At 68.4% G+C, this 20805-nt stretch carries 23 protein-coding genes; 9 read left to right on the plus strand and 14 right to left on the minus strand.

Annotation, left to right across the window (positions count from 1 at the left end):
• Positions 1-4: 4 nt before the first annotated feature.
• The 4 genes from ACFQ27_RS14815 to ACFQ27_RS14830 form a co-directional block, all read right to left on the minus strand.
• A complete protein-coding gene (locus ACFQ27_RS14815; RefSeq protein ID WP_374345232.1) occupies positions 5-1348 on the minus strand; it encodes an MFS transporter in 1344 nt (447 codons plus the stop codon).
• Between the two features lie 209 nt (positions 1349-1557).
• Complete coding sequence (locus ACFQ27_RS14820; protein ID WP_377354126.1) at positions 1558-2208, minus strand: TetR/AcrR family transcriptional regulator; 651 nt, start codon at positions 2206-2208, stop codon at positions 1558-1560.
• A 64-nt stretch (positions 2209-2272) separates the two neighbouring features.
• Complete coding sequence (locus ACFQ27_RS14825; protein WP_377354127.1) at positions 2273-3466, minus strand: vWA domain-containing protein; 1194 nt, start codon at positions 3464-3466, stop codon at positions 2273-2275.
• Positions 3467-3575: 109 nt separating this feature from the next.
• Positions 3576-4568, minus strand: coding sequence for an aldo/keto reductase (locus tag ACFQ27_RS14830; protein WP_374345229.1), 993 nt, complete (start codon positions 4566-4568; stop codon positions 3576-3578).
• Positions 4569-4664: 96 nt separating this feature from the next.
• On the opposite strand from ACFQ27_RS14830, the gene ACFQ27_RS14835 reads away from it, so the two are divergent.
• Positions 4665-5555 (plus strand): LysR family transcriptional regulator, encoded by an 891-nt coding sequence (locus tag ACFQ27_RS14835; RefSeq protein WP_377354128.1) that lies wholly within the window; start codon positions 4665-4667, stop codon positions 5553-5555.
• Between the two features lie 13 nt (positions 5556-5568).
• Here the strand turns inward: ACFQ27_RS14835 and ACFQ27_RS14840 are convergent, their stop codons facing one another.
• The 3 genes from ACFQ27_RS14840 to ACFQ27_RS14850 form a co-directional block, all read right to left on the minus strand.
• Positions 5569-7518, minus strand: a complete 1950-nt coding sequence (locus ACFQ27_RS14840; RefSeq protein WP_377354129.1) for a CocE/NonD family hydrolase — start codon at positions 7516-7518, stop codon at positions 5569-5571.
• Between the two features lie 61 nt (positions 7519-7579).
• Positions 7580-8074 carry a recombinase family protein gene (locus tag ACFQ27_RS14845; protein WP_377354130.1) on the minus strand — a complete coding sequence of 165 codons (495 nt, stop codon included), beginning with the start codon at positions 8072-8074 and terminating at the stop codon, positions 7580-7582.
• A gap of 160 nt (positions 8075-8234) precedes the next feature.
• Positions 8235-8768 carry a GNAT family N-acetyltransferase gene (locus ACFQ27_RS14850; RefSeq protein ID WP_377354131.1) on the minus strand — a complete coding sequence of 178 codons (534 nt, stop codon included), beginning with the start codon at positions 8766-8768 and terminating at the stop codon, positions 8235-8237.
• Positions 8769-8834: 66 nt separating this feature from the next.
• Here ACFQ27_RS14850 and ACFQ27_RS14855 point away from each other — a divergent pair, with 66 nt between their 5' ends.
• Genes ACFQ27_RS14855 through dxs form a run of 4 tightly spaced genes read left to right on the plus strand, consistent with a single transcriptional unit; the run spans position 8835 to position 12885 of the window.
• Complete coding sequence (locus ACFQ27_RS14855) at positions 8835-9761, plus strand: histone deacetylase family protein (RefSeq protein ID WP_377354132.1); 927 nt, start codon at positions 8835-8837, stop codon at positions 9759-9761.
• Between the two features lie 58 nt (positions 9762-9819).
• The gene (locus ACFQ27_RS14860; protein ID WP_374345221.1) at positions 9820-10062 is read left to right on the plus strand and encodes an exodeoxyribonuclease VII small subunit; all 243 of its coding nucleotides are present in this window, start codon (positions 9820-9822) and stop codon (positions 10060-10062) included.
• Positions 10062-10943 carry a polyprenyl synthetase family protein gene (locus ACFQ27_RS14865; RefSeq protein ID WP_374345220.1) on the plus strand — a complete coding sequence of 294 codons (882 nt, stop codon included), beginning with the start codon at positions 10062-10064 and terminating at the stop codon, positions 10941-10943. Before ACFQ27_RS14860 ends, ACFQ27_RS14865 begins: the two co-directional genes overlap by 1 nt.
• Positions 10944-10968: 25 nt before the next feature.
• Entirely contained in the window at positions 10969-12885 is a 1917-nt protein-coding gene (dxs, locus tag ACFQ27_RS14870) for a 1-deoxy-D-xylulose-5-phosphate synthase (protein WP_377354133.1), read from the plus strand.
• On the opposite strand, the gene ACFQ27_RS14875 is transcribed toward dxs, so the two are convergent.
• The 7 genes from ACFQ27_RS14875 to flgF form a co-directional block, all read right to left on the minus strand.
• Positions 12882-13301 carry a type II toxin-antitoxin system VapC family toxin gene (locus tag ACFQ27_RS14875; protein ID WP_377354135.1) on the minus strand — a complete coding sequence of 140 codons (420 nt, stop codon included), beginning with the start codon at positions 13299-13301 and terminating at the stop codon, positions 12882-12884. The genes dxs and ACFQ27_RS14875 overlap by 4 nt on opposite strands.
• Positions 13298-13549: a type II toxin-antitoxin system Phd/YefM family antitoxin gene (locus ACFQ27_RS14880; RefSeq protein ID WP_374345217.1), complete on the minus strand. Its 252-nt coding sequence runs from the start codon at positions 13547-13549 to the stop codon at positions 13298-13300. The genes ACFQ27_RS14875 and ACFQ27_RS14880 overlap by 4 nt, the downstream gene beginning before the upstream one ends.
• Positions 13550-13591: 42 nt before the next feature.
• On the minus strand, positions 13592-14050 hold the full coding sequence (locus ACFQ27_RS14885; protein ID WP_377354136.1) for a hypothetical protein: 459 nt from the start codon (positions 14048-14050) through the stop codon (positions 13592-13594).
• Positions 14051-14307: 257 nt separating this feature from the next.
• On the minus strand, positions 14308-15048 hold the full coding sequence (gene flgH / locus ACFQ27_RS14890; RefSeq protein WP_377354137.1) for a flagellar basal body L-ring protein FlgH: 741 nt from the start codon (positions 15046-15048) through the stop codon (positions 14308-14310).
• A gap of 11 nt (positions 15049-15059) precedes the next feature.
• Positions 15060-15809 (minus strand): flagellar basal body P-ring formation chaperone FlgA, encoded by a 750-nt coding sequence (gene flgA, locus ACFQ27_RS14895; RefSeq protein ID WP_377354138.1) that lies wholly within the window; start codon positions 15807-15809, stop codon positions 15060-15062.
• Positions 15810-15813: 4 nt separating this feature from the next.
• A complete protein-coding gene (gene flgG / locus ACFQ27_RS14900) occupies positions 15814-16602 on the minus strand; it encodes a flagellar basal-body rod protein FlgG (protein WP_374345212.1) in 789 nt (262 codons plus the stop codon).
• A gap of 14 nt (positions 16603-16616) precedes the next feature.
• Entirely contained in the window at positions 16617-17354 is a 738-nt protein-coding gene (flgF, locus tag ACFQ27_RS14905; protein WP_374345211.1) for a flagellar basal-body rod protein FlgF, read from the minus strand.
• Positions 17355-17578: 224 nt separating this feature from the next.
• On the opposite strand from flgF, the gene ACFQ27_RS14910 reads away from it, so the two are divergent.
• Genes ACFQ27_RS14910 through ACFQ27_RS14925 form a run of 4 tightly spaced genes read left to right on the plus strand, consistent with a single transcriptional unit; the run spans position 17579 to position 20724 of the window.
• Complete coding sequence (locus tag ACFQ27_RS14910; RefSeq protein WP_374345210.1) at positions 17579-18181, plus strand: flagellar basal body-associated FliL family protein; 603 nt, start codon at positions 17579-17581, stop codon at positions 18179-18181.
• A gap of 31 nt (positions 18182-18212) precedes the next feature.
• Positions 18213-19277 (plus strand): flagellar motor switch protein FliM, encoded by a 1065-nt coding sequence (gene fliM / locus ACFQ27_RS14915; protein WP_377354139.1) that lies wholly within the window; start codon positions 18213-18215, stop codon positions 19275-19277.
• A complete protein-coding gene (locus ACFQ27_RS14920; RefSeq protein WP_377354140.1) occupies positions 19274-19909 on the plus strand; it encodes a DUF6468 domain-containing protein in 636 nt (211 codons plus the stop codon). Before fliM ends, ACFQ27_RS14920 begins: the two co-directional genes overlap by 4 nt.
• A complete protein-coding gene (locus ACFQ27_RS14925) occupies positions 19906-20724 on the plus strand; it encodes a MotE family protein (protein WP_377354141.1) in 819 nt (272 codons plus the stop codon). Before ACFQ27_RS14920 ends, ACFQ27_RS14925 begins: the two co-directional genes overlap by 4 nt.
• The last annotated feature ends 81 nt before the right edge of the window (positions 20725-20805 follow it).

Genomic DNA, 20805 nt, shown 5'->3' on the forward strand with positions numbered 1-20805 from the left:
AGTTCTACATCGCCGCCATGCGGGCGGTGCGGGGTTCCTTGACCATCAGGACCAGCAGGGCGAGGGCGGCGACCAGGAAGCCGATCGAGACCCCGAACACCGTCGGATAGCCCAGATTATCCGCCAGGAACCCGCCCACCAGCGGACCGATACAGGCGGTGATGCCCTCGGCGGTGGACGAGATGGCGATGCGCATCGGCATTTCCGAGCGGTCGCCGAACTCCAGGATCATGGTCTGGGCGGCCATCATGTAGCCCGACTGGGCCGCGCCCAGGCCGAAGAAGGCCAGGAACACCATGGCCGGCGCATGCAGGGTCATCAGCAGGGCGGTGGCGGCGATCCAGATGATCATCGAGACCAGCAGCACCAGCCGGAACCCGGTCTTGTCGCCCAGATACCCCCACAGGAGGTTCGAGGCGGTGTCGGCCCCCAGATAGGCCAGGCTCAGCGCCCCCAGCCCCAGGACCTGAGCCGCCAGCGGCAGGCTGGAGGTGACATAGATGGCGTAGAAGGGCGCCGCCACGCGGGCCGCGGTGGCCAGCATCTGCACCGCCAGGAAGGCCGCATAGCCCTTGTCGGACATGATCAGGGCCGGGAAGTCCTTCAGCCGGTCGCGCATCTTGCTCTTGGCCGGCAGGTTGGGCGGCTCCGGCTCGCGCAGCAGCACCTGCAGGGTCCACAGGCCCAGGGTGGTCAGGAAGGCGGCCAGGGCGAAGGTGGTCGAATAGCCGTTGCCCAGGACGTTGCCCTGGATGAGGTACTTGCCCGCCGCCCAGGCCAGGACGGCGGCGATGGCTCCGCCGGTGGCGTTGCGCCAGGCCTGCAGCCGACCGCGGCGGCTCAAGGGGATGACCTTGGCCATCAACAAGCCGAACACCACCCGCTGGGCGCCCATGAACAGGCCGAACAGGAACATCAGCACCAGCATGGCCACGACCAGGGACTGGCCCTTCAGCAGCCAGCCGGCGGCCGCCATGCCGACGATCTGCACCCGCGCCAGGCCGCCCATCCAGACGGCGGCGGGCATGACCTTCTTGCGGTGTTCGATATGGGTGGCGCCGATGATCGGCGAGACCACGCTGCCGACCTGCTGCAGGGCCATGCCGAGGCCCACGATGGTGTTCGATCCGGAGATCAGGTGCAGATAGGCGGGCAGGAAGGTGGGGGCGTTGACCAGCCTGAACCCGGTCATGCCCAGCATGCCGTGCAGGTAGTTGCCCAGATAGTTGCGTTTCAGATTGTCCCAGACGAAGCGCTCGTAAGCTTCTTCCTTCTCGGCGAGGGTCGGCTCTGCGGCGACGAACTGGACGTCCGGCGCCGGCTCTTGGGGGGTCTCGACTCGGTCCACTGGCGTTATTCGCCCGCGCGCTCAGCGGATCATGTCCGCGCGGGCCCTCCCTTTGACAAAACAGATAAAAACAATCCGTCCGGTCTAGCAGAGTCCGCCGGGCTGGAAAGCCCGTTCTTCCCCACGGTCAGCCTGAATCGCAGCGCATTGGGCCGCCGCTCGCCCCCTCACCCCAACCCTCTCCCCGCAAGCGGGGCGAGGGAGCCTGCCTAAGCGAGGAACCCGGCCTCGGCGAAGTCGAGCATGCGCTTCAGGAGGCCTTCGACATCGCCCTCGCGGGTGGCCCCGTCGGACAGGACGTGCAGGCGGTCGAACTCGGCGAAGCGGTTGTTGTGGACCATGCCGAGGCAGAAGTGCAGCCGCCAGTAGACGGTCTCGCGCGGCAGGTCCGGCCGGGCGGCGATCAGGGCGTCGGCGAAGCGGGCCAGGTGGCTGACGTCGTTGGTCAGGGCCTCGCGCATCTCCGGCGTGCCCTCGCTTCGCGAGCGGATGATGAACTGGACCGAGATGCGGCGGTCGTTGTCCGTCGTGCCCCAACGCAGGGGCGGGGCGAACAGGGCCTCGAGGATCTCGCGCACCGGCGGCTTGCCGTCGTGGCGGGCGTTGGCCTCGTGCAGCATCCGGGCCCGCTCGCGGTTCAGCTCCGCCGTGCGCCGGCGGAAGATCTCGAACAGCAGGGCGTCCTTGGACCCGAAGTGATAGTTCACCGAGGCCAGATTGACCCCGGCCTCGGCGGTGATGTCCCGCACCGAGACGTTCTGGAACCCATGCAGCGCGAACAGGCGTTCAGCCGCGCAGAACACCGCCGCCTTGGTGGCGGCTTCGGTGTTGTCTTCCAGCGGCGCGACGGGGTCGGTCACGGGCGAATCCTTCAAGCGACAGAAAAGTCTAGGGCTTGCCTGTCGCTAAGCAACAATCGTGCCTCTATTTCGAGAGTTCGCGCATGGCCTTGTCCAGGCCTTCCAGGGTCAGGGGGTACATCCGGTCGCCGACCAGCTGCTTCATCACCTCGATAGAGGGGGTGTAGTCCCAGTGGCGCTCGGCCGTGGGGTTCAGCCAGATCATGTGCGGGAACAGCTGGGCCACCCGGTCCATCCAGACCGCGCCCGGCTCTTCGTTCCAGTGCTCCACCGAGCCGCCCGGATAGGTGATCTCATAGGGGCTCATCGTCGCGTCGCCGACGAAGATGATCTTGTAATCGTTGGAGAACTTGTGAAGCACGTCCCAGGTCGACAGCTTCTCGGTGTGCCGGCGACGGTTGTCCTTCCACACGCTCTCATAGAGGCAGTTGTGGAAGTAGTAGAACTCCATGTTCTTGAACTCGGTCTTGGCGGCCGAGAACAGCTCCTCGCAGAGCTTGATGTGGCTGTCCATCGAGCCGCCGATGTCGAAGAAGATCAGGACGCTGATCTTGTTGCGGCGTTCGGGGCGCAGGTTGATGTCCAGATAGCCCTTCTCCGCGGTGCCGCGGATGGTGGCGTTCATGTCCAGTTCTTCGGCGGCGCCGTCGCGCACCCACTTCCGCAGGCGGCGCAGGGCGACCTTGATGTTGCGGGTGCCGAGCTCGACCGAGTCGTCGAGGTTCTTGTACTCGCGCTTGTCCCAGACCTTCACGGCCTTGCCGTGGCGGCCCTTCTCCTGGCCGATGCGCACACCCTCGGGGTGATAGCCGTTGGCGCCGAACGGGCTGTCGCCGGTGGGGCCCTGGCCGTTCTTGCCCTTGCCCTTGCCGTCCCCGTCGCCGTCCTCGTCGCGCTGCTGCTTCATGCGCTCGGCGAGCGCCTCCATCAGCTTGTCGAAGCCGCCCATGGCCTCGATCTGCGCCTTCTCCTCGTCGGTCAGGAACTGGTCGGACAGCTTCTTCAGCCACTCGGCCGGGATGTCCGACGTGCCCAGGATGTCGAGCTTTTCCAGGCCCTTGAAGACGTGCCCGAACACCTGGTCGAACTTGTCCAGGTTCTTCTCGTCTTTGATCAGGGCCGCGCGGGACAGGTAGTAGAAGTCGTCCACGTTGCGGTCGATCACCGCCTTGTCGAGCGCCTCCATCAGCATGAGGTACTCTTTGAGCGTCACCGGCACCTTGGCTTCGCGGAGTTCGGTGAAGAAACGCATGAACATGGGTGGGCTTCCCCAATGGCGGGACGAACAGATGTTTGACTGGGAAGGATGGGGCCGCGAAGGCCCCATGTCCAGTGCGTCCGTTGCGTCGTGCAAGCCGGGGCGGGCCCTACCGCTCGGAATCAAGGCTCGCCATCTGGGCCGGGGCGTAGCGGGCGCCGGCTGAGGCGCCCTTGGGGGCGGCGGCTTCGATAGCCGCCAGGTCGGCCGGCGACAGGTCCAGCGTCAGGGCCCCCAGCGACTCGGCCAGGCGGTCTCGGCGACGCGCGCCGATCAGCGGGACGATGTCATCGCCCTGCGCCAGCACCCAGGCCACCGCGATCTGGGCCACCGTCACGCCGCGCGCGATGGCCACCGCCCGCAGGGCCTCGACCAGGGCCAGGTTGACCTCCAGGTTCTCGCCCTGGAACCGCGGCGTGTGGCCCCGGATGTCGGTGGGCGACAGTTGGCGGTTCATCCAGTGGCCACTGATCAGGCCTCGGGCCAGCACGCCATAGGCGGTGACGGCGATCCCCAGCTCGCGGCAGGTTGGCAGGATGGCGTCCTCGATGCCGCGGGCGATGAGTGAGTATTCGATCTGCAGGTCGGCGATGGGGTGGACGGCGGCGGCGCGGCGGATGGTCTGGGCGCCGACCTCGGACAGGCCGATGTGGCGGACATAGCCGGCCTTCACCAGCTCGGCGATGGCGCCGACCGTCTCCTCGATGGGTACGTTCGGGTCCAGGCGGGCCGGGCGGTAGACGTCGATATGATCGACGCCAAGGCGCTTCAGGCTGTAGGCGCAGGCGGTCTTCAGGGCCCGGGGGCTGGCGTCATAGCCGATCCACAGGCCGTCCGGACCACGCTGGGCGCCAAACTTCACACTGATCAACAGGTCGTCGCGGCGATGGCGCTTCAGGGCCTCGCCGATCAGCATCTCGTTGTGGCCCATGCCGTAGAAGTCGCCGGTGTCCAGCAGGGTGATCCCGGCCTCGACGGCGGCGTCGATGGTGGCCAGGGACTCGGCGCGGTCGGCCGGGCCGTACATGTCCGACATGCCCATGCAGCCCAGGCCGACGATGGAGGTGGCCGGGCCGGTGCGGCCGAGGGGGGTCTTTTGCATGGCGTCTCTCCGTTCAGGGTGTGGCCCCCTTATGCGCCCCTGAAGTTCGTGCGATAATCCGCATTGTATTGAATGGACTGTTCGGAAAATAGAACAATGAAGGCCCCGGACCTGGACGACCTCGCGGCCTTTGCGGCCATCGCCCGGCGGCGCAGCTTCCGCGCGGCGGCGGTGGAGCGCGGGGTCTCTGTCTCCACCCTCAGCCAGACCCTGCGCGACCTGGAGGCGCGTCTGGACCTGCGTCTGATCAACCGCACCACCCGCAGCGTGGCCCTGACCGAGGCCGGCGCCCGCCTGCTGGAGCGGATCACCCCGGCCCTGGCCGACATCAGCCGGGCGGTGGAGGACACCCTGTCCGAAGCCGGCGAGGCGACCGGCCGCCTGCGCATCAACGCACCGGAGCCGGCCATCGAACTGACCCTGGCCCCGCTGATCGCGCCGTTCCTCGCCGCCCACCCGCGTGTCGAGCTGGAGATCCGCGCCGAGACCGCCTTCGTCGACATCGTGGCCGAGGGCTTCGACGCTGGCGTGCGCTGGGGCGAGAGCCTGGCCAAGGACATGATCGCCGTGCCGCTCAGCGGCCCGCAGCGCTATGTGGTGATCGCCGCGCCAGACCTGATCGCCAGGGTCGGCGCGCCGCAACATCCGCGCGACCTGCTGGGCGTCCCCTGCATCCGCACCCGCTTCGCCAGCGGTCTGACGCCCGCCTGGGAGTTCGAGCGGGCAGGGGAGGCGGTGCGCATCGAGCCGTCCGGCCCGCTGGTGGGCGCCAGCGCCCACGGCCTCATCCGCGCCTGCTGCGACGGCGTCGGCTTCTATACCACCTTTGAGGACTTCGCCCGGCCCCACATCGAGGCCGGCCGCCTGGTCACCGTGCTGGACGACTGGTCAGAACCCTTCCCGGGCCCGTTCCTCTACTACCCCAGCCGCCGCCAGATGCCGGGGCCCCTACGCGCCTTCGTCGACTTCGCCCGCTGGCGGGGGTGAAGGAGCAGAGCGCTCACCCCCGCTTCGGAATGATCGGCAGCACCACGCGGCTAGGTCGGCTCGCATCCACGAACAGGGTGTTGCGCGCTACCCGCCGCTCGCCTTCCGGGCCCTCGGGGCCGCCGGTGTTCGGGTTCACATCGAAGTGCGGGAAGTTGCTGGACGACACATCGAGGCGGATGCGGTGGCCGGCCTTGAACAGGTTGGAGGCGGGGAAGCAGCTGACCTCGATCTCCACCACCTCGCCGGGGGTGAGCAGCTTGGGGTGCTCGAAGCTGTCGCGGTAGCGCAGGCGCAGGATCCCGTCGGTCAGGTTCATGGCGAAGCCTTCGGGATAGTCCGCATTGGGCGGATAGACGTCGACCAGCTTGACTGTGAAGTCGGTGTCCGGCCCGTCGGTGGTGACGTGCAGGCGCGCGACGATGGGGCCGGTGACCTCCACGTCCTCTTTCAGCGGCTCGGTCTGGAAGACCAGCACGTCCGGCCGCTCGGCCAGGGGGCGGTAGGGTTCGCGTGAGCCGAAGAAGGCCGGGCCTTCGCGCTGGTCGAAGGCGCCGCCCACCATCACCGGCTTACCAGACGTGATGGTCCCGCCGATGCTGGGGACCGGATGGTCGGGATCGAACAGGTAGGTTTTGGGCGCGGCGTCCTTGACCGGTTTGTCGACCGCCAGCCGGCCGTCGCCGTGCAGGTGAAAGACGGTGTTGCGCGCGTCCGGGATCGGCCAGTCCGTCTCCGCTCGCCAGCGGCCGCCATGGTCCATGCGGCCCGCAGCGTTGCGCCGTCCCGTCCCGCCGCCCATGACGAAGATCCGCACCGCCGGGTCCTGCAGGGCGCCGTTGCGCGCGCCCTTCAGCCAGGCGTCGAACCAGCGCAGGCGCAGCTCCAGGTGATTGGCCGCCAACTGCCCGTCGAGCGTCGCGGCGGGGCCGAAGTCCACGTCGCCGGCATAGGTCAGCGAGCGGTCCCCGTGGGTCCACGGCCCCAGGATCAGCCGCACCGGCCCGCGCTTCTTCGCCTTCAGGCCCATATAGTTCTGGGTCGCCGTGCGCGGGTACGGGTCGAACCAGGACGACATGTGGACCATGGGGGCGTCGCAGAACTGGTCGTAGAACCCTTCCGCATAGATGCCCATCTGCTTCCAGTAGGCGTCGAACTCCCCGTGCTTCCACTGGTCAAAGACATAGTCTTCGTAGTCCGGCGCGAGGCTGAGCGGCGAGGCGCCCTTCTTCCAGGGCAGCTTGGCGAACCAGGCCTTGATGTCGACGGCCTTCAGCGCCGCCAGCTTCTTCGGGTCGTTCGCGATCTCCGGGCTTTCGAGGGCGTTGGAATAGGCCCAGGTGACCTGCTTCATCTCGAAGGCGCCGCCCTGGCGGATGCCGCCCTGGTAGGCGTTGGCGAAGCCGCCTGAGTCCAGGAACATGGCCGCGACGCCCGGCGCGCCGGCGCTGCCCAGGGCGCCTTGGGTGTGGGCCGCATAGGACAGGCCCATCGTGCCGATCTTGCCGTCGCACCAGGGCTGTTTCACGATCCAGGCGCAGGTGTCGTAGCCGTCGGCGCCGTCGCTCAGGTATTTGACGAACTTGCCCTCCGAGCCATAGCGGCCGCGGCAGTCCTGGTAGATCACCACATAGCCCTTCGAGACGAAGAACCGGGCGACCTCGGCGCGGGACAGGGGCTTGGGGTTCGCCACCGACAGCTCCGAGCGGCTGACCACCGTCTTGCCGTAGGGCGTGCGCTCAAGGATCACCGGGAAGCGGCCGGGGAGGGGCTTGCCGTCACGGGCCGGGCGATAGACGTCAGTGGCCAGCTTCACCCCGTCGCGGGCGGCGACCATGATGTCGCTTTCCACCACCATGTCATAGGGCGCGTCAGCCGCCGCCTCGCCGGCCAGGGCCGTGACACCGGCCGCGCCGAACAGCCGGGCGAGGCCCCGGCGGGTGAGTTGTCCCAAGTGCGACACGTGACGCCTCCCGACTGAAGCCAGGAGGCTAGCCCCGCTTAAGGGCCGCGCCAAAGCCTGATCAGGCGTCGGCCTTCAGTTTCCGCCAGACGGTCATGCGGCTGACGCCTAAGCGCCTCGCGATCTCCACCGGGCCGACGCCGGCCGCCTGCAGGGCGCGGACCTCATCGGCGGCGAGCTGGCCCTTGCGCTTGCGGCTGGTCCAGGCGGGCTCCACCGCCATCACCGCCTGGAGAGCGGCGCGCAGGGCCTGGCCGCCGAGGCCTTGGCTGGAGATGTCCTGCTCGACCACGAACAGGCTGGCGCCGCGCTCTTCCAGTCGGTCCAGCACCTCGAGCACTGCGCGGCCCGAGCCGCCCAGCTGGTCCAGGCGGGTCACCACCAACTGGTCGCCCTCGCCGATGAAGTCGAGGATGGAGCTCAGAACCTGCGACGCATCACCGCTCAGGGCCTCGGGCTCCTCCGCCCGGACCACATGGCAGCCCGCCGACTTCAACGTCACTGTGTCGTCCGTGGAGCGCCGATCGCGCAGCCGGACATAACCGATCCTCAACATCCCACCCGTCGCCGTCAGCTTCCGCGATGATTGGCGGCAAAGTCGCAAATGCGAGGCTTCAGGTCAAAGCGTGACCCGTGAAATTCGCGCAATATTTCTCCATTTTTTGTGAGAAACCGCGCGGGCGCCCGCAAAACTATCAGCGCCTCTGATGGGTTTGTTAGAAAACCTGTCCCTTGGGGCGTTTCAGGATGAATTCCCGGTCCACGACCGAGCCCACCTTGAAGCCGTACTCGCCCACCTTCTCGAAGCCCTGGCGGCCGTAGAAGCGCTGCGCGCCGTGGTTTTCGGACCAGACCCCGATCCACAGGTCGCGCGGGCCGGGGGCCTCGAGCCAGGCCATGATCTCCCGCCATAGCCGTCCGCCGGTCCCGCCGTTCTGGTGGGCCTTGAGCAGGTAGAAGCGTTCCAGTTCCCCGCACTCCGGCGTCACGTCAGGGTGGGGCAGGTGGCAAGGGCCGGCCAGGCCGTGGCCGACGATCTCGCCCGCCGGGGTCTCCACCAGCCAGGCCGCCTTGGCCGGATCGTTCAGGTCCGCGACCGTGCGCTCCATCCCATAGGCGGAGGCGAGGAAGGCGGCGAGGTCCTCCGGCGGATAGAGGTGGGCGAAGGTCTCGGTGAAGGTGCGGGCGCCGATGGTCGACAGGGCCTGGGCGTCGGCGGGCGTCGCCCGGCGGATGATCAGGTCAGACATGGCGTCAGCGGAACTCCGGAAGATGGCTTGGCATTGCACCCGATCTGGGGTCGAGTGGGATTCGAAATGGCCGTTTCGCTCTACACCCATACGGACATGTTCGACCACCGCCCGGGCTCCGGCCATGTGGAGCGGCCCGAGCGGCTGCGCGCGGTGCTCGACGCCCTGGCCGACGCCTCGGACCTGCACCTCGAAGGCCGCGACGCCCCCTTGGTCGACGAGGCGGACCTGAGGGTCGTGCACAACCCCGACTATATCGAGGCGGTGTTCGGCGCGGCGCCCTCTGAAGGCCTGCTGATGCTCGACGCCGACACCTTCATGTCGCCGGGCAGTCTGACCGCCGCGCGCCGGGCCGCCGGCGCCGTGGTCCAGGCCGTCCGCGACGTGGCGGCGGGCCAGATGGACCGCGCCTTCTGCGCCGTGCGGCCGCCGGGGCATCATGCCGAGCCGCATATCCCCATGGGCTTCTGCATCTTCTCCAACGTCGCCATCGCCGCCCGCGCCGCCCAGGCTGCGGGCCTGAGCCGCGTGGCGGTGGTGGACTTCGATGTCCACCACGGAAATGGCACCCAGGCGGCCTTGGGCGGTCGCGAGGGTCTGTTCTTCGCCTCGGTCCAGCAGTGGCCCATGTGGCCGGGCACCGGCCATCCGGACGAGCCGGTCCCCGCCAACATCGTCAACGCCGTGTCGCCGCCGAACGCCCCGCGCGAGGTCTGGCGGCGCGCCTTCTCCGGCCTGATCGACCAGGTGGACGCCTTCAAGCCCGACCTGATCCTGGTCTCGGCCGGCTTCGACGCCCATGTCCGCGATCCGGTGGGCGACGCCTCCCAGAACCTGGAGGCTGAGGACTTCGCCTGGGCGACGCGCTCCATCGCCGAGGTGGCCCGTGTCCGCTCCAAGGGCCGGATCGTCTCCTCGCTGGAAGGCGGTTACGGCCTGGAGGCGCTGGGCCGCTCGGCGCTCGCCCATGTCAGGGCGCTCGCGGAGCCCTGAACCGGTTGCGGCCCGGGGCCGTGGTCACTAGGTTGCCCGCCTGACTTTAGGAGACCCCATGGCCGACGCCGACGACATCGAAGCCCTGACCTTCGAGCAGGCCCTGGCCGAACTGGAGCGCATCGTAGGCCAGCTGGAATCCGGCCAGGCGCCGTTGGAGCAGTCCATCGCCCTCTATGAGCGCGGCGCGAAGCTCAAGGCTCACTGCGAGACCCGGCTTGAGGCCGCGCGCCTGCGGGTCGAGAAGATCGTGATGGGGGCGGGCGGCCAGCCCAGCGCCGAACCCGCCGAGTTCAACTGATGCAGACCCTCCCCCAGAGGGTGACCGAGGCCGCTGACCTGGTGACGGTGGCCCTCGACGAGCTGCTGCCCCGCGCCGAAGGCCCGGAAGCCCGCCTCACCGAGGCCATGCGCTATGCGGCCCTGGGGCCGGGCAAGCGCCTGCGCCCCTTCTTCGCCCTGGAGACCGGGCGGATGTTCGACCTGCCTGACCGACCGGTGCTGCGCGCGGCCTGCGCCCTGGAATGCGTGCACGCCTACAGTCTGGTCCATGACGACCTGCCGGCCATGGACGACGACGACATGCGCCGGGGCCGGCCCACGGTGCACAAGGCCTATGACGAGGCCACCGCCATCCTGGCCGGTGACTCCCTGCAGGCTGTGGCCTTTGAGATCCTGGCCCACCCGGACACCCACAAGGACGCCCACGTCCGCGCCGACATGGTGCTGAAGCTGGCCCTGGCCGCCGGCGCGCGCGGCATGTGCGGCGGCCAGATGATCGACCTGCTGGGCGTGCGCGACGACCTGGGCGCGGTGGCCCGGATGCAGCGCCTGAAGACCGGCGCCCTGATCGCCTGCGCCTTCGAGCTGCCGCTGATCATGGCCCACGCCTCCGAAGGCGAGCGTCACGCCCTGATGGCCTTCGCCCAGGACCTGGGCCTGGCCTATCAGATTGTCGACGACCTCTTGGACGCCGAGGGCGAGGCCGCCGTGCTTGGCAAGAAGGCCGGCAAGGACGCGGAGAAGGGCAAGGCCAACTATGTCACCCTGCTCGGCGTGGACGGCGCGCGCGAGCGCCTGACCCTGCTGATTGAACAGACCAAGGCGCATCTCGACGCTTTTGGCCCGCGCGCTGAAATCCTGCGGTCCAGCGTTGATTTCGTGCTAGAGCGCCGCAACTGACTCCCAGTCGATAGCGTTCGTCTAAATGCCGCCGATCACACCTCTTCTCGACACCGTCACCTCCCCCGCCGACACCCGGGGGATGAGCGTAGCCCAGCTGCGCCAGCTGGCGGACGAGTTGCGGGCCGAGACCATCGACGCGGTCTCCCAGACCGGCGGGCACCTGGGCGCGGGCCTGGGCGTGGTCGAGCTGACCGTCGCCCTGCACCATGTCTATGAGACCCCGGACGACATCCTGATCTGGGACGTCGGCCACCAGGCCTATCCGCACAAGATCCTGACCGGCCGGCGCGACCGTATCCGCACCCTTCGCCAGGGCGGTGGGCTTTCGGGCTTCACCAAGCGCTCGGAAAGCGACTACGACCCCTTCGGCGCGGCGCACGCCGCCACCTCGATCTCGGCGGCCCTGGGCTTCGCCGCCGCCCGCGAGGCGGAAGGCCGCGACAACTGCGTGGTCGCGGTGATCGGCGACGGCTCCATGAGCGCCGGCATGGCCTACGAGGCCATGAACAACGCCTGCGAGATCCCGGGCCAGCTGACGGTCATCCTCAACGACAACGACATGTCTATCGCCCCGCCGGTGGGGGGCATGAGCGCCTATATGGCCCGCCTGGTGTCCGGCGGCGGCTACCAGTCCCTGCGCCACCTCGGCAAGTCGATGGTCAAGGTCCTGCCCAAGCCGATGCAGGAGGCCGCCCGCAAGGCCGAGGAGTACGCCCGGGGCATGGTCACCGGCGGCACCTTCTTCGAGGAGCTGGGCTTCTACTACATCGGCCCGGTGGATGGGCACGACCTGAACGCCCTGGTGCCGATTCTCAAGAATGCAAGAGAGATCAAGGACAAGCCGGTGCTTGTTCATGTGGTCACTCAAAAGGGCAAGGGCTACGCCCCGGCCGAAAGCGCCGCCGACAAACTGCACGCGGTGGTCAAGTTCGACGTGGTCACCGGCCAGCAGGCCAAGGCCACGCCCAATGCGCCGACCTACACCAAGGTGTTCGCCGAGGCCCTGATCAAGGAAGCCGAGCGCGACGAGAAGATCATCGCCGTCACCGCCGCGATGGACTCCGGGACAGGCCTCGACCTGTTCGCCAAGCGCTTCCCCAAGCGCATGTTTGACGTGGGCATCGCCGAGCAGCATGCGGTGACTTTCGCCGCCGGCCTGGCCGCCGACGGCATGAAGCCGTTCTGCGCGATCTACTCGACCTTCCTGCAGCGCGGCTATGACCAGGTCGTCCACGACGTCGCGATCCAGAAGCTGCCCGTGCGCTTCGCCATGGACCGCGCTGGATTGGTGGGCGCGGACGGCGCCACCCACGCCGGCTCCTTCGACATCGGCTATATGGGCGCCCTTCCGGGCATGGTGCTGATGGCCGCCGCCGACGAGGCCGAACTGGCCCGCATGGTCGCCACCGCCGCCGCCATCGACGACCGACCCTCGGCCTTCCGCTATCCGCGCGGCGAGGGCATGGGCGTGGAGATCCCCGGCGTCGCCGAACCGTTGGAGATCGGCAAGGGCCGGATCGTCCGTGAGGGCACGGCCGTCGCCATCCTGTCCTTCGGCACCCGCCTGGGCGAAAGCCTGAAGGCCGCCGATGCGCTGGCCGCCCGCGGCCTGTCGGCCACCGTCGCCGACGCCCGCTTCGCCAAGCCGCTGGATGTCGACATGGTCCTGCGCCTGGCCCGCGAGCACGAGGCCCTGATCACGGTGGAAGAAGGCGCGATGGGCGGCTTCGGCGCCTTCGTCCTGCAGACCCTGGCTGAACACGGCGCCTTCGACCGCGGCCTGAAGGTGCGAACCCTGACCCTGCCCGACATCTTCCAGGACCAGGACAAGCCGGACGTCATGTACGCCCAGGCCGGTCTCGACGCGGACGGCATCGTCCGCGGCGCCCTGAACGCGCTCGGCCTCGACAACGCTTCGGTGGCGGGACGGCGGGCCTAGATCGGCTCTACTAAAACGCCGAGCGCTCGCGCCGCCTCGGCCATCCGGACGTCGAAGGTCGCAAGGCTCGCGCCGAGACGCGCCGCAATGGCGATATGCACGGCGTCAGGGGCGCGGAGGTTGAGATTCAGGCGGCGCAGCCAGACTTCGCTGAGGCGAACATCGGCGCTGGTGGTCTCCGCCGTATCGAACGCGCGGCTCCATGAGTCGAAATCGGCGAAAAGGGCTGCGGCCTCTGCGGGCGATACGGCGCCCGTCCGGACATAGCGGGCGACAACGGACGCCAGTTCTGCACGCATGAAGTCGCTGATGATGAGAAATCTGCCTGACCCAGCGACAAGGCTTCTCGCCCTTTGGGTGAGGCTGTCATCGATGAACAGCGAGACGAGGATGCTCGCGTCCAGATAGACGCTCATCGCCAGTCTTCGTCACGCATCCGGATCACCAGATCGACGATGCTTTCGCTGCCCGCCCTGGGCTTGATCCGGCGCGCGTCGAGCCACTCAATATCGGCCTGCGTCACCGCCCGTCCCTTGGGCTCGACGGCCTTCAGCTCGACCACAGGCTTTCCGTGCCGTGTGATCACCACCGGCTCGCCGCGAAGCGCGCGCTCGATCAGATCCGAGAGATTGTTCTTCGCCTCGACGACGCTGTGCTGGCTCATGGCGCTAATATAGCCAGAGGCTGGCCATTTTGTCGATGCGGCCTACTTGCACGGCCCCAGGAACTTCCGCGCCGTGCCGCGTGGGGCGGGCGTGGGCGCGACGGCCAGCTGGGTCTTGGTGGAGATCGCGATCAGGCCGGTGTCGGAAAAGGCGTCGATAACAGGCGCGCGGGTCGCCACCTCAGACGACAGCCGCACGCCGCCGGCGATGGGCTGGGCCAGGCCGCGCAGGGTCGAGACCTGCGCTCCCGAGGTCAGGATGACGCTCAAGGGGATGCTGTCCCGGCCCGCGGGCCAGCCGCCGGGCGGCGCGGCCAGCACCACATTGAAGGCGATCTGGCCTGTCCCCCGCTCGCAGACCATGGTCAGGACCGGCCCCGGCGCGCCCGGCGGGGCATAGGTCAGCGAGACGGCGGCGTCCTTGGGCGTGACCGCTGTCCAGGTTCCGGGCGGCGGAGCAGCGGCGGTCGCGGCGGCGGCGAGAACGGCGGCGAGCATCATGCGACAAGCTTAGCACGGCCCACGCGCTCGCCCAGCGGGACCTATGCGCAAATAGCTTGAGATAGGCCGGACTCAGCAAGGAGGACACAAAGCTCACAAAGGGAGCAAAGAACACGAAGGCGCGCTTTGCGCGCACATCTAGCAGTCCAACAAGCTGCCAGACCCACGCGCCCCTTGTGCCCTGTGCTCCCTTTGTGTCCTTCGTGTCCCTCTGGCGGCCTCGCCGCTCGCGCGGCGAAGCAGGACGGTACCAGCCGTCAGAACGGCTGGAAGCGTTCCACCACCGACTGGAGACCCGGCACTTTTTGCACTCGGCTGATGTCGCCGCGGCCGCCGTAGGAGATGCGGGCCTCGGCGATCTGGGTGTGCTTGATGGTGTTGGCCGAGGAGATGTCCTCCGGCCGGACGATCCCGGCCACGGTCAGCTGGCGCAGCTCGGCGTTGGTGCGCACCTCCTGGGTGCCCTGGATCACCAGGTTACCGTTGGGCAGCACCGCCGAGACCACGGCGGCGATGGTCAGGGAGATTTTCTCCGCCCGATTCACGCTGCCCGTGCCGGTGTTGCTGGAATTGGTCTTGGTCTGCAGGGCGTTGGTCGGATCGAAGTTGTTGTGCGGCGGCAGCAACTGGCCGACCTGGTTCTCCAGCCCGAACAGCTTCGGCACGGCGGCGCTCATCGCGCCGGTGCGGCTGGAGGTGGAGGTGTTCTGGGTCTTGGCGCTGTCGTCGATGTCGATCTGGACGGTCAGGATGTCGCCGACCTTGCGCGCCCGCTGGTCGATGAAGAAGGCCCGCGCGCCGGTGCGCCACAGGGAGTTGGCCGAGGCCGGGGCGGCCGGCTGGTCCTGCGGATTGATCACCACCTGCTCCATGGGGGCCAGGGCGGCGGGATAGCCGACGGGCGCGAGTTGCGGCCCCTTCACGGCTTCCTCGACGGTGGAGCAGGCGGCCAGGGGGATGAGGCCGAGGGCGAGGATGAGGGGCAGGCGGTTACGCATGGGGGTGTTCCTTAGCGGAGCGCGATCTGGGAGCGGCCGAGCGCGCGCGCCTGGTCGGCGGCGGGACCGATGGAGGCCAGGCCCGGTCCGGTGACCACGGCCTGGAGGGTCTTCTTGGAGGTGGGGTTCTGCACCAGCAGGGTGTCGCCGATGGCCCCATTGGCCAGGGCCTTGCCCTGGATCGAGAGCGAAATGCCGTCGGCCTCGTACGAGACGGTGACCACATCGCCGGTCTTGATGACCAGAGGCTGGGCCACGTCGCGCAGGGAGACCGCGGCCCCCTGGCGCAGGGGCCGGCGGGCGGACTGGCCGATCACGGCGTCGGCGTCGCGGGGCGCATCGGCCGGGGCGGCGGCGACCTTGGCCCAGACCAGGTCTTCCGGCTGGACCATCTCGCCGGTGGACAGGCTGCGGGCGTAGGTCAGGACCTCGACATTGCCGCGGGCGGGTCCGGCGGCGGTGGCCGCCTCGCCCGCCTTGACCACGATGCGGCGCAGGCCGGTGGCGTTGGCCCAGTCCAGGCCCGCACGGCGCGCGGCGGCCTGCACGGCGTTGGCGTCCAGCACCACCATGGTCCCGCTGCGCTGGGCGATCGCCACATTGGCCGCGGCGCCCGCGCCCTCGAACACGTCGCCCAGGGTCACCACCCCGTCGGCGTCGGTGGTGTCGGGGCGCAGGGTGACGCTCTGGCCGGCCAAGGCGGGCGCGGCGGCGAGGGTCAGGGCAAGGCCGAGGATCATGCCGAGGGTGGGCGCGCGCATGGCCTTAGGACTTCAGCTGGTTGGCGGTGGACAGCATCTGGTCGGCCGAGGTGATGACCTTGGAGTTCATCTCATAGGCGCGCTGGGCGGTGATCAGGGCGGTGATCTCGGTGACCGCGTCGACGTTGGAGGCCTCGGTGTAGCCCTGCAGGACGCTGCCGAACCCGGTCGAGCCGGGGGCGCCGGTGGTGGGGGCGCCGGAAGAGCCGGTCTGCAGATAGAGGTTGTCGCCGATGGCCTCGAGGCCGGCCTCGTTGATGAAGTTGGCCAGCTCCAGGTTGCCGATCACGTTCGGCGTGGTGGAGCCCGGCTGTTCCACCTGCACCTGGCCGGTCTTGGAGACGATAACCTTGGTGGCGTCGCCGGGCACGGTGATGGCCGGCTGGACCTGGTAGCCGTCGTCGGTGACCAGCTGGCCCTGGTCGTTCAGGGACAGGTTGCCGGCGCGGGTGAAGGCGATCTCGCCGCTGGGCATCAGGACCTGCAGGTAACCGCGGCCGTCGATGGCCAGGTCCAGGTCGTTGCCGGTGGCGGTCATCGAGCCTTGTTCGGTGATGCGATAGACCGAGCCGGCCTTCACGCCCGCGCCGATCTGGATGCCAGTGGGGACCACGGTGCCCTGGTCGGACGACTGCGAACCGGCCCGCTCCAGGGTCTGGTAGAGAAGGTCCTGGAACTCCGCCCGCTGCCGCTTGAAGCCGACAGTGTTCATGTTGGCGATGTTGTTCGAGATGACCTCGACGTTCAGCTGCTGGGCGGCCATGCCCGTCGCGGCGGTGCGAAGTGCTTGCATCTTCTAAGCTTTCCCTACTGCACCCGACCCATGCGCTCGATCGAGCGACGGGACAGGTCGGCGGCGTTGTCCATCATCTTGGCCATGGACTCGTAGGCGCGGGTGACCTCGAGCATCCGGGTGATCTGGGCGATGGAATTGACGTTGGAGCTTTCCAGCATCCCCTGGCGGATCAGGCTGGCCGAGGCCGGGGCGGGCTGAGAATTGGAGGTGTTCTTGTAGAGGTTGTCGCCGGTCTTCTCGAGCACCGACAGGCTGTCGAAGGTCACCGCGCCGATCTTGCCGACCCGCTCGGACCCCTGGCTCACCGTGCCGTCGCGGCCGATCATGACCGCGCCCTTTTGCGGATCGATGGTGATCTCGCCGCCGCCCTCGTCCAGCACGGCCTTGCCGTCCTGGGTGGTCACCCGGCCCAGTTCGTCCATGCGGAAATGGCCGTCACGGGTGTAGCGTTCGCCCTCGGGCGTCGAGATCTTGAAGAAGCCGGGCCCCTCGATGGCGACGTCCAGCGTGCCTTCGGTGCGGTGCAGGGCGCCCTGGCCGAAGTCGCGGGCCACGCCGCGGTCCAGCACGAACTTGACCGGCTTGGGCGCGCTGAAGGTCTGGGCCGGCGCCTGGGGCGCTTCGCCCACCATCAGGCTCTCGACCTTGAAGCCGGTGGTGTCGGCATTGGCGATGTTGTTCGCGATGATGTCGAGCTCGCGGCGCAGCGTCATCTGACGCGACAGGCCGACATAGAGGGTGTTGTCCATGGCGATGTTTACGCTTGGGCTTGTGCGACACTTTCGTACGCCAAAACGCTGCAAGCTTTGGGCCAGTCTGAAACATCAATGAAAACAACAAATAATAAAGTTAACGGGCGCCCGTCGGCGGAAATTGCCGGGTACGATTTGGACCGCGTTAACAGGAGTTAAAAACCGATCCTTAACCAAGGGCGCGGCATGCAGAGGGGATAAGATTCTAAGGATGCGCGCGCGTGGCCAAGGAAAAGGTCAAGGAAGCCCCCGCTGGCGAAGGCGGAGAGGGCGCTGAGGGCGAAGAAGCCCCGGCCAAGAAGAAGCCGCCGATGTTGATCATCATCATCGCGGCCGCCGTGCTCGTCCTGGGCGGCGGCGGGGCCGCGGCCTTCTTCCTGCTGAAGCCCAAGCCGGCCGCCGAGGGCGAGAAGGCCGGCGAGCACGGCAAGGAAAAGAAGAAAGAGAAAAAGAAGGAAGAGAAGAAGGAGGGGGGCAAGGAGGACAAGAACGCCCCCAAGGTCTCCGAGGGGCCGAACGGCGTGATGTTCGTCACCCTGCCCGACGTAGTGGTCAACATGCAGACCGCCGACGGCCGGCCGACCTTCCTGAAGCTCAAGCTCACCCTCGAGATGCCGGACGAGGAAGCGGTGGAGACGCTGGAGCCGAACATGCCCAGGATGCAGGACATGTTCCAGACCTTCCTGCGTGAACTGCGCCCCGAAGACCTCCAGGGCAGCCAGGGCTCCTATCAGCTGCGCATGGAGATCCAGCGCCGCGTGAATCTCGTCATCGCGCCGGCCAAGTGCAACGCCGTCCTGATCGAGGAGATGTTGATCAACTAGGGCCCTTGAGGCCCCGGGATCGCTTACCAGCATGGCGGACGAGTTCGAAAATAGCGGCGGCGACGACGAGGGCGGCTGGGATCTGGATCCCGCCGCCGAAGGCGCCATCGGCTCCGAGCGCATCCTCAACCAGGACGAAATCGACAGCCTGCTTGGCTTCGACCTGTCCGACGAGGAGGCTGCTGAGCGCTCGGGCATCCGCGCCATCATCAACTCCGCGCTCGTCTCCTACGAGCGCCTGCCCATGCTCGAAATCGTCTTCGACCGCCTCGTGCGGTACATGACGACGAGCCTGCGGAACTTCACCTCGGACAATGTCGAGGTCAGCCTCGACAACATCTCCTCGATCCGCTTCGGCGACTACCTGAACTCGATCCCGCTGCCGGCCATCCTGTCGGTGTTCAAGGCCGAGGAGCTGGAGAACTACGGCCTGCTGACCGTGGACTCCAACCTGATCTACTCCATCGTCGACGTGCTCCTGGGCGGCCGGCGCGGCACCGCGGCCATGCGCATCGAGGGCCGGCCCTACACCACCATCGAACGCGTGCTGGTGCAGCGGATGGTCGAGGTGGTGCTGGCCGACGCCCAGCTGGCCTTCGAGCCCCTGACCCCGGTGAGCTTCACCCTCGACCGGCTGGAGACCAATCCGCGCTTCGCCGCCATCGCCCGGCCGGCCAACGCCGCCATCCTGGTCAAGCTGCGCGTCGACATGGAAGACCGCGGGGGCAGAATCGAGCTCCTGCTGCCCTATGCCACCCTCGAGCCCATCCGGAAGATGCTGCTGCAGCAGTTCATGGGCGAGAAGTTCGGGCGCGACAACATCTGGGAAGGCCACCTGGCCACCGAGCTCTGGACCACCCAGATCGACATCCGCGCCATCCTCGACGAGCAGCAGATCAGCCTCAAGGAAGTCCTCAATCTCGAGGTCGGCCAGACGATCATGCTGAACGCCACGCCGGATAGTCTGGTCGAGCTGCGCGCCGGCCAGATCCCGCTGACCCAGGGCCGCATGGGTCGCCGCAACCATCACATCGCCGTCCGCGTCGAGGCGCCCCTGTCGCCCAAGGCCCGGCAAGCCGTGCAGAGGCTGAAATGAGCATCGTCGCCCTCGGCCTGAACCTGTTGCTCGCCGCCCTGTTGCTGGCCGCGCTGGCCATGGGCTTTCGCCTGAACAGCCGCCTGAAGGCGCTGAAGGACAGCCATGAGGGCTTCGCCCGCGCCGTGGCCGAACTGGACGCCGCGGCCGCCCGGGCCGAGCAGGGCCTGGCCGACCTGCGCGCCGCCACCGACGAAGCCACCGACGAGCTGGCTGACCGTATCGAAAAAGCCCGCGCCCTGACCGCCAAGCTGGACCGCCAGCTGCAGTCGGCGGCCGAGGCCGGCCCCCAGTCTGCTCCCGTCTCCGGCCCGTCGCCCGCCGCTCTGCGGGACGCGGCCGCCCGCGGCGATATCGACTTCGCCGCCGACGTCGAGCGGGTGACCCATAAGCTGGGCAGCCTGTTGTCGGGCGCGCGCGAACCGCGTCCGCGTCGGGCGCCGGAACCTGTCCTGCGCCGCGAGCCTGCGCCCACCCGCCAGCGTCCCGCCTTCGAGGAAGAGCTGTTCGCCGAGCCCGGCGAAGTTGAACCCCGGCGCGCCGAAGCCCCGCGCGTCGAGTCCCCACCCCTTCAGGCCCAGGACGAGCCCCGCCGTCGTCCGCTGCGTAGCGTCATGGGAGGCCGTCGATGAAGAACATGCCCCGTATCCTGCCCCTGGTCGGCGTCGCCCTGGCCGGCGTGCTGGCGGTCAACGCCCTGGCCGGCGCCCGCAGCCTGCCCGACATGCTGAAGGGCGCCCGCGCCTTCGCCGAGGAAGCCGCCAAGCCTTCCAAGGCCGACAAGGAGGCTGAGAAGGCCGCCGCGGCCGGCGACGCCGCCGTCGACGCCTCGGCCCTGCCGCCGGAAGGCGCCAAGCCGCCGGCCCCGGTGGTCGCCGCCTGCGCCCCGACCGCCGCTGAACTGGCCAAGGAAGCCGGCCTGTCGCCCGCCGAACTCCAGGTCCTGCAGAACCTCGGCGCCCGCCGCGGCGAACTGGACCAGCGCGAGAGCGACCTCGACACCCAGCTGGCCCTGATGGCCGCCGCCGAGGCCAAGCTCGACGCCAAGATCAAGTCCCTGACCGGGCTGAAGGGCGACATCCAGGGGCTGATGGGCCAGGCCGACCAGGCCCAGGAAGCCGAGATCGCCCGGATGGTGAAGGTGTTCGAGAGCATGAAGCCCAAGGACGCCGCGCCGCGCCTGGTGCTGCTGGACGACAAGGTCCGCCTGCCCATCGCCGCCAAGATGAAGGAAAAGTCCCTGGCCGCGATCCTGGCCCAGATGGCGCCTTCCGACGCCAAGACCCTGACCGAGGCGCTCTCGGACCGGTTCGACAAGGCCCAGGGCTTGGCCGCCAGCGCCAATGACGCCGCCAACGCCGCGGCCGCGGGCGTCAAGACCCCGCCGGCCAAGCAGGCCGCCGCGCCCGCCGCCGGCGCCCAGCCGCAGGGGACCAAGAAGGGCTGATATGAGCCTGCGCCGAGCCCTCCATTCCAGCGTCGCGGCGGTTTGCATCGCCACGGTCGCCGCGCCCGCGGGCGTGGCGGC

This window comes from Phenylobacterium conjunctum, assembly GCF_042679085.1.
In the GTDB taxonomy this organism is placed as follows: domain Bacteria; phylum Pseudomonadota; class Alphaproteobacteria; order Caulobacterales; family Caulobacteraceae; genus Phenylobacterium; species Phenylobacterium conjunctum.

Excerpts from the sequence above, each read along its gene's own strand:
- flgG (WP_374345212.1), bottom strand. The coding sequence starts at position 16,602 with ATGCAAGCACTTCGCACCGCCGCGACGGGCATGGCCGCCCAGCAGCTG.
- ACFQ27_RS14845 (WP_377354130.1), bottom strand. The coding sequence starts at position 8,074 with ATGTTGAGGATCGGTTATGTCCGGCTGCGCGATCGGCGCTCCACGGAC.
- ACFQ27_RS14835 (WP_377354128.1), top strand. The coding sequence starts at position 4,665 with ATGAAGGCCCCGGACCTGGACGACCTCGCGGCCTTTGCGGCCATCGCC.
- ACFQ27_RS14850 (WP_377354131.1), bottom strand. The coding sequence starts at position 8,768 with ATGTCTGACCTGATCATCCGCCGGGCGACGCCCGCCGACGCCCAGGCC.
- fliM (WP_377354139.1), top strand. The coding sequence starts at position 18,213 with ATGGCGGACGAGTTCGAAAATAGCGGCGGCGACGACGAGGGCGGCTGG.
- ACFQ27_RS14830 (WP_374345229.1), bottom strand. The coding sequence starts at position 4,568 with ATGCAAAAGACCCCCCTCGGCCGCACCGGCCCGGCCACCTCCATCGTC.
- ACFQ27_RS14860 (WP_374345221.1), top strand. The coding sequence starts at position 9,820 with ATGGCCGACGCCGACGACATCGAAGCCCTGACCTTCGAGCAGGCCCTG.
- ACFQ27_RS14855 (WP_377354132.1), top strand. The coding sequence starts at position 8,835 with ATGGCCGTTTCGCTCTACACCCATACGGACATGTTCGACCACCGCCCG.
- dxs (WP_377354133.1), top strand. The coding sequence starts at position 10,969 with ATGCCGCCGATCACACCTCTTCTCGACACCGTCACCTCCCCCGCCGAC.
- ACFQ27_RS14880 (WP_374345217.1), bottom strand. The coding sequence starts at position 13,549 with ATGAGCCAGCACAGCGTCGTCGAGGCGAAGAACAATCTCTCGGATCTG.
- ACFQ27_RS14825 (WP_377354127.1), bottom strand. The coding sequence starts at position 3,466 with ATGTTCATGCGTTTCTTCACCGAACTCCGCGAAGCCAAGGTGCCGGTG.
- ACFQ27_RS14925 (WP_377354141.1), top strand. The coding sequence starts at position 19,906 with ATGAAGAACATGCCCCGTATCCTGCCCCTGGTCGGCGTCGCCCTGGCC.
- ACFQ27_RS14865 (WP_374345220.1), top strand. The coding sequence starts at position 10,062 with ATGCAGACCCTCCCCCAGAGGGTGACCGAGGCCGCTGACCTGGTGACG.
- flgA (WP_377354138.1), bottom strand. The coding sequence starts at position 15,809 with ATGCGCGCGCCCACCCTCGGCATGATCCTCGGCCTTGCCCTGACCCTC.
- ACFQ27_RS14885 (WP_377354136.1), bottom strand. The coding sequence starts at position 14,050 with ATGATGCTCGCCGCCGTTCTCGCCGCCGCCGCGACCGCCGCTGCTCCG.
- flgH (WP_377354137.1), bottom strand. The coding sequence starts at position 15,048 with ATGCGTAACCGCCTGCCCCTCATCCTCGCCCTCGGCCTCATCCCCCTG.
- flgF (WP_374345211.1), bottom strand. The coding sequence starts at position 17,354 with ATGGACAACACCCTCTATGTCGGCCTGTCGCGTCAGATGACGCTGCGC.
- ACFQ27_RS14875 (WP_377354135.1), bottom strand. The coding sequence starts at position 13,301 with ATGAGCGTCTATCTGGACGCGAGCATCCTCGTCTCGCTGTTCATCGAT.
- ACFQ27_RS14920 (WP_377354140.1), top strand. The coding sequence starts at position 19,274 with ATGAGCATCGTCGCCCTCGGCCTGAACCTGTTGCTCGCCGCCCTGTTG.